A 15,504-nucleotide genomic window follows, 5' to 3' on the forward strand; every position below is an offset into this window, starting at 1 on the left:
GCCGCGACCGTGATCCGGGAGCGGCGCTCAGCGCAGCATGCCCACGACCCGCTCCAGGCCGTCGACGAAGACGTCGACCTCCTCGGGGGTGTTGTAGGCGGCGAAGGAGGCGCGGCAGGTGGCATCGACGCCGAACGAGGACAGCAGCGGCTGGGCGCAGTGGTGTCCGGTGCGGATCGCCACGCCGAGCTGGTCGATCAAAAGGCCGATGTCCTGGGAATGGGCGCCCTCGACCACGAACGACAGCACGCCGGCCTTCTCGGGCGCGGTGCCGAGGATGCGCAGGCCGTCGATGCGAGACACGCTGCGCGTGGCGTGCTCGAGCAGCCGCGACTCCCAGGCGCCGATCAGCGGCAGGCCGATCTCCTCGACCCACTCGAGCGCGCGCCCCAGGGCGATCACCTCGGCGATGGCCGGGGTGCCGGCCTCGAACTTGTGGGGGATGCCGGCGAAGGTGGTGGGCGCCTCGAAGGACACGGTGGCGATCATCTCGCCACCGCCCTGCCAGGGCGGCATGGCCTCGAGCAGCTCGGCGCGGCCGTAGAGCACGCCGACGCCGGTGGGGCCATAGACCTTGTGGCCGGAGAAGGCATAGAAGTCGACGCCGAGCGCCTGCACGTCGACCTTCTGGTGCGGCGCGGCCTGGGCGCCGTCGACCAGGATCAGCGCGCCGTGCTCGTGGGCCACCCGGGCCATGTCGGCCACCGGATTGACGGTGCCCAGCGCGTTGGAGACGTGGTTGACCGCCACCAGCCTGGTGCGCTCGGAGATCAGGTCGCGGTAGGCGGCCTGGTCGAGCACGCCGCGCTCGTCCACCGGGATCACCTTGAGGGTGAAGCCCTTCTCGGCGGCCAGCAGCTGCCAGGGCACGATGTTGGAGTGGTGCTCCAGGCGCGAGATCAGCACCTCGTCGCCCTCGCCCAGGTTGGCGCGGCCCCAGCTCCCCGCCACCAGGTTGATCGCCTCGGTGGTGCCGCGGGTGAAGACGATCTCGCGGCTCTCGGCGGCGCCGAGGAAGGCACGCACGGTTTCCCGGGTGCCCTCAAAGGCCGCGGTGGCCTCGTCGGACAGGGTGTGCAGGCCGCGATGGATGTTGGCGTTGTAGCGCCCGTAGTAGTCGTCGAAGACCTCGATCACCTGACGCGGGGTCTGGCTGGTGGCCGCGTTGTCGAGATAGACCAGCGGCTTGCCATGGACCTCCCGATCGAGGATCGGGAAGTCGCGACGGACCCGCGCCACGTCGAGCAGCAGATCGCTGAAGTCGACCATGGATCAGTCCTCGTTGAGCGCCGCGGCGGCTTCCACCAGCCCGGCCAGGTTGAAGCGTTCCGGCAGCTTGCCGGCCACCGTGAGCTCGACCCGCTCGGCCACGGCGTCGAGGTCGACCAGCTCCATGACCTCGCCGGCGAAGGCCAGCGTCAGCAGGCCGCGGGCGGTCTGCTCGTCGATGCCCCGAGCGCGCAGGGCGTAGACCGCTTCCTCGTCGAGCTGGCCGGTGGTGGCGCCGTGGGCGCACTTGACGTCGTCGGCGTAGATCTCGAGCTCGGGCTTGGTGTCGACCTCGGCGCGGTCGGAGAGCAGCAGGTTGGCGTTGCTCTGCTCGGACTCGATCTTCTGGCTGTCGCGCTTGACCACCACCCGGCCATTGAACACGCCATGGGCCCGGTCATCGAGGATGCCCTTGTAGTTCTCGCTGGAACGGGTGTGCGGCGCGTTGTGGTTGACCTCGGTGTGGTTGTCCACATGCTGGCGACCCTGGCCGTAGAACAGGCCGTGCAGCGTCGCCTCGGCGCCCTCGCCGTTGAGGTCGCTGACCACGTCGTTGCGCACCAGGCCGCCACCCAGGTTCAGGTTGAACGAGGTGTAGCGGCTGTCGCGACCCTGCTCCACCTGGATGCTGGCGATGTGGCGGTCCTTGAGCGGCGCTTCCTGCAGCTTGTAGTGGGTCAGGATGGCGCCGCGATCGAGGATGATCTCCTCCACCAGGTTGGTGAAGTTGGCCGCGCCCTCTTCGCCGGCGTGATGCTCGATCAGGGTCGCCTGGCTGCGGCCGCCGGCCTCGACCAGGATGCGCGGGTGGCTCATCACCGGCTGCTCGCCGGCCCGGGACAGGAACTGCAGCACGATGGGCTTGTCGACCACGGTGCGCGGCGCCAGGCGGACCAGCGCGCCCTCCTCGAAGAAGGCGGTGTTGAGCGCGGCGAAGGCCGAGAAGTCGACGCCGGTGAGCCGGCCGAGCGGGCCGCCCACGGCCTCGTGGTTCTCTTCCAGGGCCTGGGACAGCGGCAGCACCTGCACGCCGGCCGGCAGGTTGCCGAGGTCCGACAGCGCCGGGGCGAAGACGCCGTCGACGAAGGTCAGGCGGTGCGCGTCCAGCGGCAGGGTCAGCGCCGCCGCGGCGGCCGGCGAGAATTCGGCGTCGTCGGTCAGCGCGAAGTCGGTGCGGGCGATGTCGCGCACGTCGGTGTACTTCCACGCCTCGACGCGGCGATGCGGGAAGCCCATCGCCTCGAAGCGGGCGGCGCCGGCCTGACGCCGGGCGGCGATCCAGGTCGGCTCGTCGCCGCGCTGGGCGCTGCGCTCGCTCAGGCGATCGAGGAAGCGTTGCACGTCGTCATTCATGCCGCGGAGCCCTCCAGCAGCCAGTCGTAGCCGCGGTCCTCGAGCTCGCGCGCCAGCTCGGCATCACCGCTCTTGACGATGCGGCCGTCGACCAGCACGTGCACCCGATCCGGCACGATGTAGTCGAGCAAGCGCTGATAGTGGGTCACCAGCAGGATGCTGCGATCCTCGGCGCGCAGCGAGTTGACGCCCTCGGCGACGACCTTCAGGGCGTCGATGTCGAGGCCGGAGTCGATCTCGTCGAGCATGGCGAGCTTCGGCTGCAGCACCAGCATCTGCAGGATCTCGTTGCGCTTCTTCTCGCCGCCGGAGAAGCCCTCGTTGACGGCGCGCTGCAGGAAGCTGGCGTCCATCTTCATGAAGGCGATCTTCTCCTTGATCAGCTTCATGAACTCGGGCGCCGGAATCTCGCCCAGGCCCTCGGCCTCGCGCTTGGCATTGAGCGCGGCCTTGAGCAGGTAGATGTTCTTCACCCCCGGGATCTCGACCGGGTACTGGAAGCCCAGCAGCAGGCCGACGCGGGCGCGCTCCTCGATCTCCATCTCGAGGACGTCCTGGCCCTCGTAGGTGATCGAGCCGGAGGTGACCTCGTAGCCGTCCTTGCCGGCGATCACCGCGGACAGCGTGGACTTGCCGGCCCCGTTGGGGCCCATGATGGCATGGACTTCACCGGCGCCGATGGTCAGGTTGAGGCCCTTGAGGATCTCGGAACCCTCGACCGTGACGTGCAGATCCTTGACTTCGAGCATCTTGACTACCTTTGATTCGTAATGAGCCGCCGGCGCGACTCCTTGAAATTTTTGACCTTTTCGCGAATCCGGAGACACGCGCGAGCGGCCCGCAGGGGCGAACGGCCTTATCCGACCGCCCCTTCGAGGGTGACGTTGAGCAGCGCCTCGGCCTCGACGGCGAACTCCATCGGCAGCTCCTGGAAGACGTCCTTGCAGAAGCCGTTGACGATCATGTTCACCGCATCCTCCTCGGAGAGGCCGCGGCTCTGACAGTAGAACAGCTGGTCCTCGCCGATCTTGGAGGTGGTCGCCTCGTGCTCCACGGTGGCGGTGCTGTTGCCGATCTCCTGATAGGGGAAGGTATGGGCCCCGCAGGTGTCGCCGATCAGCAGCGAGTCGCACTGGGTATAGTTGCGCGCGCCCTTGGCCCGAGGCCCCACCTTGACCAGCCCGCGATAGGACTGCTCGGAGCGGCCGGCGGAGATGCCCTTGGAGACGATGGTCGAGCGCGAGCCCTCGCCGATGTGGATCATCTTGGTGCCGGTATCGGCCTGCTGGCGGCCGTTGGTCACCGCCACCGAGTAGAACTCGCCGACGCTGTCCTTGCCGCGCAGCACGCAGGACGGGTACTTCCAGGTGATGGCGGAGCCTGTCTCGACCTGGGTCCAGCTGATGTGGGAGCGGTCGCCGCGGCAGTCGCCACGCTTGGTGACGAAGTTGTAGATGCCGCCCTTGCCGTCCTCGTCGCCCGGGTACCAGTTCTGCACCGTGGAGTACTTGATGGAGGCGTCTTCCAGTGCCACCAGCTCGACCACCGCCGCGTGCAGCTGGTTCTCGTCGCGCTGGGGTGCGGTGCAGCCTTCCAGGTAGGAGACCTGGGCGCGGCTCTCGCAGACGATCAGGGTGCGCTCGAACTGGCCGGTGTTGGCGGCGTTGATGCGGAAGTAGGTGGACAGCTCCATGGGGCAGGTCACGTCTTCCGGCACGAACACGAAGGAGCCGTCGGTGAACACCGCGGAGTTCAGCGCCGTGAAGTAGTTGTCCCCCTGGGGCACCACGCTGCCGAGGTACTGCTTGACCAGTTCCGGGTAGTCGCGGATCGCCTCGGAGATCGAGCAGAAGATCACGCCCGCCTCGTGCAGCTTCTCCTTGAAGGTGGTGGTCACGGAAACGGAATCGAACACCGCGTCCACCGCCACGCCGGCCAGGGCCGCCCGCTCGTGCAGCGGGATGCCCAGCTTCTCGTAGGTCTCGAGCAGCTTGGGGTCGACCTCGTCGAGGCTCTGGGGCTTGTCCTCGTCGCGCTTGGGGGCGCTGTAGTAGGAGATCGCCTGGTAGTCGATCGGCGGGTAGTCCAGATGCGCCCAGGAAGGCGGCGTCATCTTCAGCCACTGGTGATACGCCTGCAGGCGCCACTCCAGCATCCACTCCGGCTCGCCCTTCTTCTTGGAGATGAAGGCGATGGTGTTCTCGTCCAGACCCGGCGGTACCGTATCGCTCTCGATGTCGGTCACGAAACCTTCTTTGTATTCGCGACGGACAAGCTGTTCCATTTCCTGACTTGCCATGATGTCTCCCCCTCCCGGGCTGGTTGGGTCGGCGAGCCGGGCTCGCCTCGGGTGGTGAATCCGCGGGTGATCAGGCCTCGACGGCCAGACTCACGCTTTGTATGGGCAGCTGCACCGGCAGCTTGATCGGGGTGGTGTCGGCCAGGTGGGCCAGGGTCACACTGTGGAGCAGGGTCTGCACCGCCAGCGACACCCGCTGCCAGTTGTCGGACACCCCGCAGGTGTCCACCAGCTCGCAGTCGCCCTCGGCCTGGCTGCATTCGGTCATCGCCACCGGCCCCTCGATCGCCGCGATGATGTCGCAGGCCGTGATCTGCGAGGCCGGACGCGCCAGGGAGTAGCCACCCTGGGCACCGCGGCGCGATTCCAGCAGTCCGGCGCGTACCAGCATCTTCAGGGTCTTGCTGACCGTCGGATGCGGCACCTGCACGGCCTCGGCGAGTTCCGCCGCCGCATGCGGCTGCTCGGGATGGCGGGCAATCTGTGCCATCACCACCGCCGCGTAGTCGGTCAGTCTGGACAGCTTCAGCAAGACAGGCCTCCCCGGGAACACCCCTGGTGATCGATTGCGGACCATTTTAGTCCTGTATGTCGGCGATGTGAACCCTCGTCGCGGCGCTTTACGCCGCCGGACATGCCGTTGGCGACACGTTCGGCGCCATTCACATCAAAAACAACAATCGTTCTCATTCATTTCCACAATGCGTCCCCCGCCCCACCCCAACACATGCATCAGGGCCCGCAATTCTTCCCATTGCGCATCGTCATTCATGGAAAAACAAATAGATAGAGAGCTTTGCTAAGCTGTGTCACCGTTTCACGGCCTTCCAACGCGGCTTCACCCACCGCCGAAGGCGCCCCACGCCATCAACGCAGACCGACCGCTATGCTGTATCGGCATGGGAACGACCAGGAGATAGGGACTTGGAACTCTTTCAGTACGCCATCGACAACCTCGACCTGCTGCTCTCGAGGACCCTCGAGCACATCGCGCTGGTCGGGGTCGCCGTCGGCATCGCCACCCTCACCGGGGTGCCCATCGGCATCGCCATCACCAAGAACGAGCGCCTGGCCAAGGCGGTGCTGTATGCGGCCTCGATCATCGTCACGGTGCCGTCCATCGCGCTGTTCGGGATCATGATCCCGGTGCTGTCGCTGATCGGCCAGGGCATCGGCTATCTGCCGGCGGTGATCGCCGTGCTGCTCTACTCGCAGCTGCCGATCATCCGCAACACCTACACCGCCATCCACAACGTCGACCCGGCCCTGCGCGAGGCGGCCCGCGGCATCGGCATGAGCCAGAACCAGCGGCTGCGCATGGTCGAGATCCCGCTGGCGGTGCCGGTGATCATGGCTGGGGTCCGCACCGCCGTGGTGCTCAACATCGGCGTCATGGCGATCGCCGCCTACATCGGCGCCGGCGGGCTCGGCACCTTCATCAGCCGCGGCATCTCGCAGTCCGACCCGCGCCAGCTGATCGTCGGCGCGGTGGCGGTCAGCCTGCTGGCGATCATCGTCGACTACGGCCTGCTGGCGCTACAGAAGCGCCTGACGCCCCTAGGGATGGAGCGCGCCGCCGAGACGGCCTGATCCCGTCCCGCGCGGGCCCCGGCTCATCAAACAAGGATTCCCCCGCATGATTCGACTCGACAACCTGACCAAGGTCTTCGACACCCCCAAGGGCGCGGTCACCGCCGCCGACCACATCAACATGGAGGTGCCGGCCGGCGAGATCTGCATCCTGCTCGGCCCCTCCGGCTGCGGCAAGACCACCACGCTGAAGATGATCAACCGCATCGTGCGCCCCACCTCGGGCAAGGTGTTCATCAACGGCGAGGACACCACCGACCTGAACACCCAGGAGCTGCGCCGCAATATCGGCTACGTGATCCAGCAGATCGGCCTGTTCCCCAACATGACCATCGAGGACAACATCACGGTGGTGCCCAAGCTGCTGGGCTGGGACAAGGCCAAGTACCGGGAGCGCGCCCGGGAGCTGATGGACATGATCGCGCTGGACCCGGACGCCTTCCTCAAGCGCTATCCCAACGAGCTGTCCGGCGGCCAGCAGCAGCGCATCGGCGTGGCCCGGGCGCTGGCCGCCGATCCGCCGGTGATGCTGATGGACGAGCCCTTCGGCGCCATCGACCCGATCAACCGCGCGGTGATCCAGGACGAGTTCCTCAAGATGCAGCAGGAACTCAACAAGACCATCATGTTCGTCAGCCACGACATCGACGAGGCGATCAAGATGGGCGACCGGGTCGCCATCTTCCGCGCCGGCCGCCTGGAGCAGTACTCCACCCCGGACGAGCTGCTGGCCAACCCCAAGGACGAGTTCGTCGAGTCCTTCCTCGGCGAGGACCGGGCGCTCAAGCGCCTCAACCTGGTCAAGGTGCGCGACGTGGTCTCCGACGAGATCGGCACCGTGTCGCCCAGCGACACCCTGGAGACCGCCCTGGCCCGGATCGACGACTTCGGCTACCAGAACGCGATCCTGGTGGTGAACGATCGCCGCCAGCCGGTCGGCGTCATCACCCGCTCCCAGGCGCGCACCACCCGGGGCTACTGCCGCGACCATTTCCAGAACGTGCCGGCCACCGTGTCGCTGGACGACGACCTGCGCAAGGTCGCCTCGCTGATGTTCTCCAACGACATCACCTGGCTGCCCTGCGTGGACGAGGCCGGCCGGGTCTGTGGCCAGATCACCCAGCGCGCCATGACCCACCACCTGGGCTCGCGGTTTCGCCCCACGGAATCCGCCGCGACCGCCGAACCGGCCACCAAGGAGTAAGCCGATGCCGATCCGGAGCCTGAAGGGGGCCCTGCGCATTGCGCTGCTCATCGCCATCTTCTTCCTCGGCGTGTGGAGCCAGTCCAGCGGGGTCATCGACGACTTCATCTTCTACCTGCCCGACGTCCAGTTCCTGGCCGTGCAGCACCTGTGGCTGACCCTCATGTCCGGCGGCCTGGCCATCCTGGTGGCCCTTCCGCTGGGCGTGCTGCTGTCGCGCCCCAGCATGGCGCGCGTCGCCGAATCGGCCATGCAGGTGCTCAACGTCGGCACCACCATTCCGACGCTGGCGGTGCTGGCGCTGTCGATGAGCTTTCTCGGCATCGGCACCGTGCCGGCGGTGTTCGGGCTGTTCGTGGCCACGCTGCTGCCGATCACCCGCAACACCTACGCCGGCCTCAAGGGCGTCAACCCGGCGCTCATGGAGGCCGCCTCGGGCATCGGCATGTCGCCGGCCCAGCGCCTGCTGCGCGTCGAGATGCCCAATGCCCTCTACGTGATCTTCGCCGGTATCCGCACGGCACTGACCATCAATGTGGGCACCGTGCCGCTGGCCTTCCTGATCGGCGCCGGCGGCCTGGGCGAGCTGATCTTCACCGGCATCGATCTCTACGACCCGGTGATGATGCTGTCCGGGGCCATTCCCACCGCCCTGCTGGCGATCATGGTCGATGCCATCGTGGCCACCACCGCCTTCCTGGTGGTGCCGCGCGGGGTCAATCCCTCGCGCAGCTGAGCAGGCCCTGTTTTCCTATCGGCCGCCTGCGGGCGGCCAAGACGCAACAACAAGGAGATCAACATGAAAGGCGTGATGATGACACTTTCCGGCCTGGCACTGGCCGGCGCCATGACCACCGCCCAGGCCGAGGAGATCGTGGTCGGTGGCAAGAACTTCACCGAGCAGCAGATACTGGCCAGCATGACGACCCAATACCTGAGCGGGCTCGGCTACGACGTCGAGACCCGGGCCGGCATGGGCTCCGCCGTGCTGCGCCAGGCCCAGGAGAACGGCCAGATCGACCTCTATTGGGAATACACCGGCACCTCGCTGATCAACTACAACGATGTCACCGAGTCGCTGTCGCCCGAGGAGACCTATCAGCGGGTCAAGAAACTCGACGGCGAGAAGGGCCTGGTGTGGCTGGAGCCCTCGGCGGCCAACAACACCTACGCCCTGGCCATGCGCCAGGATAGCGTCGAGGAGACCGGCATCGACTCGCTCTCCGATCTGGCCCAGGCGGTCAACGACGGCGAGGATCTGACCTTCGCCATGAACGCCGAGTTCTACGCTCGCGAGGACGGCTGGCGCCCGCTCCAGCAGGCCTATGACTTCCGCGTCGGCCGCGGAGAGGTCAAGCGCATGGACTCCGGCCTGGTCTACCAGGCGCTGCGCGACGGTCAGGTCGACGTCGGCCTGGTGTTCGCCACCGACGGCCGCATCCCGGCCTTCGACTTCGAGGTCCTCGAGGACGACCAGGCCTTCTTCCCGGCCTATGCGCTGACCCCGGTGGTGCGCGAGGAGACCCTGGAGGCCAATCCGGACCTCGCCGAGCAGATGAACGCGCTGTCCGCGCTGCTCGACGACGAGACCATGGCCGGCCTCAACGCCCGGGTCGACGTCGAGCGTGCGACCATCGAGGACGTGGCCGAGTCCTTCCTCGAAGACAACGAGCTGCTGTAATCCTCCCCGGCGCGTGACCGTCCCGGTCACGGCCTTCGCGATCTTTTCCCACTGGCAAGAGCCCGCTCGGCACGAGCGGGCCTCTTTGCCCTGCCCGATATCCGGAGCCATTCCCATGCGTTTTCCCCTGAGCCACACTGCCGCTGCCACCCTCCTGCTCGCCGCCACCCCGGCGCTCGCCCAGGCGGACACCATCACCGTCGGCGGCAAGAACTTCACCGAGCAGCTGATCCTCGCCGACATGACGGTCCAGTACCTGGACGCCAGGGGCTACGAGGTGGAAGAGCGCTCGGGCATGGGCACCACCGTGCTGCGCCAGGCGCAGGAGAACGGTCAGGTCGATCTCTACTGGGAATACACCGGCACCTCGCTGATCAGCTATAACAAGGTGACCGAGTCGCTGTCGCCGGAAGAGGCCTACCAGCGGGTCAAGGCGCTCGACGCCGAGAAGGGCCTGGTGTGGCTGGATCCCTCCGAGGCCAACAACACTTATGCCCTGGCCATGCGCGAGGATCAGGCCCACGAGCTCGACATTGCCAGCATCTCCGACCTCGCCGAGGCCATCAACGCCGGCCACGAGCTGGTGCTGGCCTCCAATGCCACCTTCTATTCCCGCGATGACGGCCTGCGGCCCATGCAGGAGACCTACGGCTTCGAGTTCGGCCGCCGCAACGTCAAGCGCATGGACCAGGGCCTGACCCTGCCCTCGCTCGACCAGGAAGAGGTCGATGTCGCCATGACGACGGCCACCAACGGCCGCATTCCGGCCCTGGATCTGACCGTGCTGGAGGACGACCGGCGGTTCTTCCCCGATTACGCCCTGACGCCGGTGGTGCGCGAGGAAACCCTGACGGCCAACCCGGACCTCGCCGAGCAGATGAACGCGCTGTCCGCGCTGCTCGACGACCAGACCATGGCCAGGCTCAACGCCCGGGTCGACGTCGAGCGCGAGACCGTCGAGGACGTGGCCGAGGCCTTCCTCGAGCAACACGACCTGCTGTAAGACGGCGCCCACCGTCACGCGACCGCTGCAAAGGCCGCCCCGGGGCGGCCTTCGTCGTTTATCCCCACGATCCGGGAGATCGATTACCATGCCCCAGCCCAACGCCCTGCTCGACTGGATGCTCGACGCCGACCCGCTTACCGACGACGCCCTGCTGGCCCAGGCCAAACGCTGCCTGCTGGACCTCGTCGGCGTGGCCGCCGGCGCCACCCGCACCGCACTCGCCGCGCCTGCCCGGCGTTTCGCCGTCTCCCAGCACGGCGGCGACCGACCGCTGCTGTTCGCCGAGGGGCGTGCCTCGCCCACCGGCGTGGCCCTGCACGGCTCCTGGCTGATCGATGCCCTGGACGCCCACGACGGCCAGGTGCTGACCAAGGGCCATGCCGGGGTCGCCCTGCTGCCGGGGCTGCTCGCCCTCCCCGAGGTGGAACGGCTGTCCGGCCGCGATTTCCTCGGCCTGCTGGCCATGGGCTACGAGATCGCCACCCGCGCCGGTATCGCGCTACATGCCACCAGCCCCGACTACCACACCTCCGGCGCCTGGAACGCCCTGGGCGTGGCGGCCGTGGCCGGCCGCCTGATGGGCCTGGATCGCGAGCGACTCCACCACGCCCTGGGCATCGCCGAGTTCTACGGACCGCGCAGCCAGATGATGCGCTGCATCGATCATCCCACCATGCTCAAGGACGGCTCGGGCTGGGGCGCCATGACCGGCGTCTCCGCCGCCTTGCTGGCCCGCGACGGCTTCACCGGCGCCCCCGCACTGACCGCCACCGCCCCCGAGGTCGAACACCTCTGGGCCGACCGGGAGCAGCGCCGGTACCTTCACGAGCAGTACTTCAAGGCCTACCCGGTATGCCGCTGGGCCCAGCCGGCGGTGGAGGCGGTGCTGTCGCTGCGCGATCGGACCGGCGACCCGGCGACGATCGCGCGCATCGAGATCACCACCTTCCATGAGGGACGACGGCTGCATGTGACGCACCCCGACAGCACCGAGCAGGCCCAGTACAGCCTGCCCTGGTCGGTGGCCTGCGCGCTGGCCCGCGGCACCCTCGACGCCGAGGCCGTCACCGAACTCGACGCGCCGCTGCCCCGCGCCCTCGCCGAGCGGGTCGAGATCCGCGAGAGCGACGCCTTCAATGCGCGCTTCCCGGCCGAGCGCTGGGCCTCGGCGCGGCTGCATCTGAGCGACGGCCGGATCATCGAGAGCGAGCCCTGCGAGGCCCGCGGCAATCCGCACAATCCGCTGTCCGACGACGAGCTGGTCGCCAAGTACCGCGCCCTCGCCGGCCCGGTGCTCGGCGAGCGCGCAGACCGCCTCGAACGCGTCATCCAGACCCTGGAGACACGCCCGGCCGGCGATCTGCTCGCCCTGCTCGGCCCGCCCGAGGCAGAATGACGCCCGAGCATCGCCTTCCCTCCCGCTGCAACGACGAGACCGTGACATGCACTATCAGGACGAACTCCCTGTGGCCGCCGCCCAGATCAACGCCGCGCTGGGCGAGGTCGACGCCAACCTCGAGCGCCATCTCGAGATCATCCACGAGGCCGGCCAGCGCGGCGTGGCGCTGCTGGTCTTCCCCGAGCTCTCGCTGACCGGCTACGGGCTCGGCGGCGAGGTCATGCGCGTCGCCATGCCGGTCGAGGATCCTCGCCTGGCCCGGCTGGCCCGCGCCTGCGGCGAGATGCAGACGGTGGTCGGCTTCGTCGAGGAAGCCAGCCCCGGCGAGTACTACAACGCCCTGGCGATCCTCCAGCACGGCGAGATCGTCGCCGTGCATCGCAAGCTCAACCTGCCCACCTACGGCGGGCTCGAGGAAGGCAAGTGGTTCACCCACGGCAGCGAGCTCACCCAGGCCGAGGTGCGCCCCGGCTGGTCCGCGACCCAGCTGATCTGCGCCGACCTGTGGAACCCCGCCCTGGTGCACGCCGCCCTGCTGCCCCGGCCCACGGTGCTGTGCGCGCCGATCAACTCGGCCTCGGGCATCGTCAGCGAGGACTTCTCCAACGAGCAGAACTGGGTGCTCAACGTCCGCTTCTACGCCATGACCTACGGCACCCCGGTGATCATGGCCAACCGCTTCGGGCCGGAAAACGGCAGCCACTTCTGGGGCGGCTCGCGCATTCTCGGGCCGCGCGGCGAGGCCCTGGCCGAGGCCGAGGACGGCGAGGGGCTGATCACCGCGACCCTGTCGCGCACCGCCATCGCCCAGGCCCGCTTCGAGCTGCCGACCCTTCGCGATGCCGACACGCCGCTCATCCGCGAGCTCATGGCCGGCTATCGCTGAGAAAGCCCTGATCGGGTGGCGCCCTTTTCCACTCCCCATGCCGGCAAAAAATGCTAGAATTCCCGACATTCTTTCGACGCCATAAGAAGCAGACTCGCGCATGAAGACGACCGCCAAGAGCCTCCTCGTCATGGGCGTTTCCGGATCGGGAAAGTCCCATATCGGGCGCCATCTGGCCGCCTCCCTCGGGGCCACCTTCATCGACGGGGACGACCATCACGGCCCGGACAACATCGCCAAGATGAGCCGCGGCGAGCCCCTCGACGATGATGATCGCGCCGCCTGGCTGGCGACCCTCGCCGACCTGTATCGGCAGTATCGCGACGAGGGCCGCGATCTGGTCATCGGCTGCTCGGCGCTCAAGCGCCGCTACCGCGACCAGCTTCGCGAAGCCGCCCCCGACCTGGCGATCCTCTATCTGGCCGGCAGCCGCGAGGTGCTGCTGGAGCGCCTCGGCTCCCGCGGCGATCATTTCTTCGCCGGCGCCCACATGCTCGACAGCCAGCTCGCTACCCTGGAAGCGCCCGGCGAGGACGAGGCCGTCCTGGCCGATATCCGCCGCCCGCCCCAGGCGATCGTCGAGGACTTTCTCGCGACGATATCGCGTGACGCTTCCGACTAACCCTCCACCGATAGACACAGCCAGAAAACAGAAAACGGCGCCGAGGCGCCGTTTTCTTTTGCGGGAAAAAACCGCAACGCCTTCATGAAACCCCATCAACAAAGGCGCGCCATATCGCGTGGCGATATGGCGCGCTTTTCGGGGGACACTTCCGCCACCTGATGGCGAGTCATCGACAGTTCGATGGCTCGCCATGGGTACGGCTTTTTACGGCGGTGGCCTTTTTACCACGGCCGCCATTTACTCCGGCCTTCTTACACCAGCCACATGGCCATGTTGGGCCAGAACAGCAGCGCGAACAGCACGCACAGCTGCAGGGCGATGAAGGGCAGCACCGCGACGAAGATGTCCTTGAGGCTGACCTCGGGCGGGGCCACGCCCTTGAGGTAGAAGGCGGCCGGACCGAACGGCGGCGACAGGAAGGACACCTGCATGTTCACCGCGAACAGGATGCCGAACCAGATCGGGCTGTAGCCCAGCTGCTCGACGATCGGCACGAAGATCGGCAGCGTCAGCATGGCCACGCCGATCCAGTCGAGGAACATGCCCAGCACCAGCAGGATCGCCATCATCACCAGGATGATCACGATCGGCGCCACGTCGAGGCCCATGATCATGCTCGAGATGAAGCGGTTGCCGCCCATCAGGTTGTAGACGCCCACCAGCGCCGCGGCGCCGATGCCGATCCAGATGATCATGCCGCAGGTGGTCAGGGTCTGGCCGAGGCTCTGGTGCAGGGTCTTGAACGAGAACTCGCCGCGGGCGACCACCGCCAGCAGCACGCCGAACACCCCCATGGCCGCCGCCTCGGTGACCGAGGCCACGCCGCCGTAGATCGAGCCCAGCACCAGCCCGGCGATCAGCGCCGGCACGATGATGGCGCGCAGCGCCTGGCCGCGGCTGGCGAAGCCTTCCTCGCGGTCGGCGTCGGTCATCGGCGGGCCCATCTCGGGGTTCTTCAGGCAGCGCACCAGCACGTAGCCGATGTAGCTGGCCATCAGGATCACCGCCGGGGTGATGGCCGCGGTGAACAGGTCGGCGATCGACTCGGAGGCGATCAGGCCGTAGATGATCAGCACGATGGACGGCGGCATCATGGTGCCGAGCGCGCCGCCGGCGCAGACCACGCCGATCGACAGGTGCTTGTCGTAGCCCAGTCGCAGCATCTGTGGCAGCGCCAGGATGCCCAGCAGCACGATCTCGCCGCCGATGATCCCGGACAGCGCGGCCAGGAAGAAGGCCACCACCACGGTCTGCACGGCCACGCCGCCGGGCAGGCGGCCGGCGAACACCCGCATGGCGTTGAACAGGTCCTTGGCGATCCCCGATCGGTCCAGTAGCGAGGCCATCAACACGAACATCGGCACCGCCACCAGCGAGTATTCGGTGACGAAGCCGTAGACCCGGCTGGTGACCAGCGGCAGGGCGTTGGGCCCGAACCAGCCGAAGGTGAAGGAGAGCGCGACCAGGCCGGTGATGAAGGCCAGCGGCAGGCCGGTGATCAGCAGGGCGAAGATCAGCCCCACCATCAACATGGTTCCGGTTGCGATATCCATCAGGCGGTGCCCTCCGTGTCATCCGGGGTGGGAGCGGGCTTGCCGCGCAGTGACTGCACCACGTGCAGCAGGGCCTGAAGGCACATGATCGCCAGTGCCAGCAGGATCATGCCCTTCACCAGCGCCGGAAACGGCGGGTTCCAGGAGGTGCCGGAACGCTCCAGCTGCCATTCGCCCAGCGGATTGTGAGAGGCGCCCCAGAACATCACGAAGGCGGCGTAGGTCATGGCCAGGCAGAAGCCGAAGGTCACCAGGTCGTTGAAGCGGTCGAGCCACAGCTTCAGGCGCGGCCCGGCGCTGTCGTAGATCACGCGCACCCGGATGTGGCGGTTGCAGGCCAGCGTCGCGGGACCGCCCAGGGCGAAGCTCACCGCCACCAGCATCACCACGCTCTCGTGGACCCAGGAGGTGGGGGAATTGAAGGCGTAGCGCATGATGACCTCATAGACGCTGATCGCCATGGCGACCAGCACCAGCCAGGCCGCCACACGACCGCCGGCCATGATGGCGCGATCGAAGGCGTTGCGAGCCGGATCGGGCGGGCTCGCCTCGGCGGCGGCCGGTTCGCCCTCCGGACGACGAGACGCTTGTGTCATGGAACTTCCTCGATACAGGAGCGGGCCACCCAGAGTGGCCCGC

15 protein-coding genes are annotated in these 15,504 nt (G+C 67.6%); 8 read left to right on the top strand and 7 right to left on the bottom strand.

Annotated features, from left to right (window positions below; genetic code table 11):
• Positions 1-27 precede the first annotated feature (27 nt).
• The 5 genes from UYS_RS0202390 to UYS_RS0202410 form a co-directional block, all read right to left on the bottom strand.
• Positions 28-1,269, bottom strand: coding sequence for a cysteine desulfurase (locus tag UYS_RS0202390; protein WP_016853894.1), 1,242 nt, complete (start codon positions 1,267-1,269; stop codon positions 28-30).
• Between the two features lie 3 nt (positions 1,270-1,272).
• A complete protein-coding gene (sufD, locus tag UYS_RS0202395; protein WP_016853895.1) occupies positions 1,273-2,622 on the bottom strand; it encodes a Fe-S cluster assembly protein SufD in 1,350 nt (449 codons plus the stop codon).
• Positions 2,619-3,371, bottom strand: coding sequence for a Fe-S cluster assembly ATPase SufC (gene sufC, locus UYS_RS0202400; RefSeq protein ID WP_016853896.1), 753 nt, complete (start codon positions 3,369-3,371; stop codon positions 2,619-2,621). The genes sufD and sufC overlap by 4 nt, the downstream gene beginning before the upstream one ends.
• A gap of 107 nt (positions 3,372-3,478) precedes the next feature.
• Positions 3,479-4,921, bottom strand: a complete 1,443-nt coding sequence (gene sufB, locus UYS_RS0202405) for a Fe-S cluster assembly protein SufB (RefSeq protein ID WP_026068293.1) — start codon at positions 4,919-4,921, stop codon at positions 3,479-3,481.
• 70 nt (positions 4,922-4,991) lie between these two features.
• Positions 4,992-5,453: an SUF system Fe-S cluster assembly regulator gene (locus UYS_RS0202410; RefSeq protein ID WP_016853898.1), complete on the bottom strand. Its 462-nt coding sequence runs from the start codon at positions 5,451-5,453 to the stop codon at positions 4,992-4,994.
• Between the two features lie 392 nt (positions 5,454-5,845).
• Here UYS_RS0202410 and UYS_RS0202415 point away from each other — a divergent pair, with 392 nt between their 5' ends.
• The 8 genes from UYS_RS0202415 (at position 5,846) to UYS_RS0202450 (ending at position 13,309) form a co-directional block, all read left to right on the top strand.
• Positions 5,846-6,511, top strand: a complete 666-nt coding sequence (locus UYS_RS0202415; RefSeq protein WP_016853899.1) for an ABC transporter permease — start codon at positions 5,846-5,848, stop codon at positions 6,509-6,511.
• A gap of 46 nt (positions 6,512-6,557) precedes the next feature.
• Entirely contained in the window at positions 6,558-7,715 is a 1,158-nt protein-coding gene (locus tag UYS_RS0202420) for an ABC transporter ATP-binding protein (RefSeq protein ID WP_016853900.1), read from the top strand.
• Positions 7,716-7,719: 4 nt separating this feature from the next.
• Complete coding sequence (locus tag UYS_RS0202425; protein WP_016853901.1) at positions 7,720-8,451, top strand: ABC transporter permease; 732 nt, start codon at positions 7,720-7,722, stop codon at positions 8,449-8,451.
• 63 nt (positions 8,452-8,514) lie between these two features.
• A complete protein-coding gene (locus UYS_RS0202430; RefSeq protein ID WP_016853902.1) occupies positions 8,515-9,396 on the top strand; it encodes a glycine betaine ABC transporter substrate-binding protein in 882 nt (293 codons plus the stop codon).
• Between the two features lie 115 nt (positions 9,397-9,511).
• Complete coding sequence (locus UYS_RS0202435) at positions 9,512-10,399, top strand: glycine betaine ABC transporter substrate-binding protein (RefSeq protein WP_016853903.1); 888 nt, start codon at positions 9,512-9,514, stop codon at positions 10,397-10,399.
• A gap of 88 nt (positions 10,400-10,487) precedes the next feature.
• Positions 10,488-11,798, top strand: a complete 1,311-nt coding sequence (locus UYS_RS0202440) for an MmgE/PrpD family protein (protein ID WP_016853904.1) — start codon at positions 10,488-10,490, stop codon at positions 11,796-11,798.
• A gap of 46 nt (positions 11,799-11,844) precedes the next feature.
• Positions 11,845-12,687, top strand: a complete 843-nt coding sequence (locus tag UYS_RS0202445; RefSeq protein WP_016853905.1) for a nitrilase-related carbon-nitrogen hydrolase — start codon at positions 11,845-11,847, stop codon at positions 12,685-12,687.
• A gap of 100 nt (positions 12,688-12,787) precedes the next feature.
• Positions 12,788-13,309, top strand: a complete 522-nt coding sequence (locus tag UYS_RS0202450; protein ID WP_016853906.1) for a gluconokinase — start codon at positions 12,788-12,790, stop codon at positions 13,307-13,309.
• Positions 13,310-13,563: 254 nt separating this feature from the next.
• Here UYS_RS0202450 and UYS_RS0202455 read toward each other — a convergent pair whose 3' ends face one another.
• Positions 13,564-14,865: a TRAP transporter large permease gene (locus UYS_RS0202455; protein WP_016853907.1), complete on the bottom strand. Its 1,302-nt coding sequence runs from the start codon at positions 14,863-14,865 to the stop codon at positions 13,564-13,566.
• On the bottom strand, positions 14,865-15,461 hold the full coding sequence (locus UYS_RS0202460) for a TRAP transporter small permease subunit (protein WP_016853908.1): 597 nt from the start codon (positions 15,459-15,461) through the stop codon (positions 14,865-14,867). The genes UYS_RS0202455 and UYS_RS0202460 overlap by 1 nt, the downstream gene beginning before the upstream one ends.
• Positions 15,462-15,504: the final 43 nt, after the last annotated feature.

The sequence above is a fragment of the Halomonas smyrnensis AAD6 genome (assembly GCF_000265245.1).
GTDB lineage: Bacteria > Pseudomonadota > Gammaproteobacteria > Pseudomonadales > Halomonadaceae > Halomonas > Halomonas smyrnensis.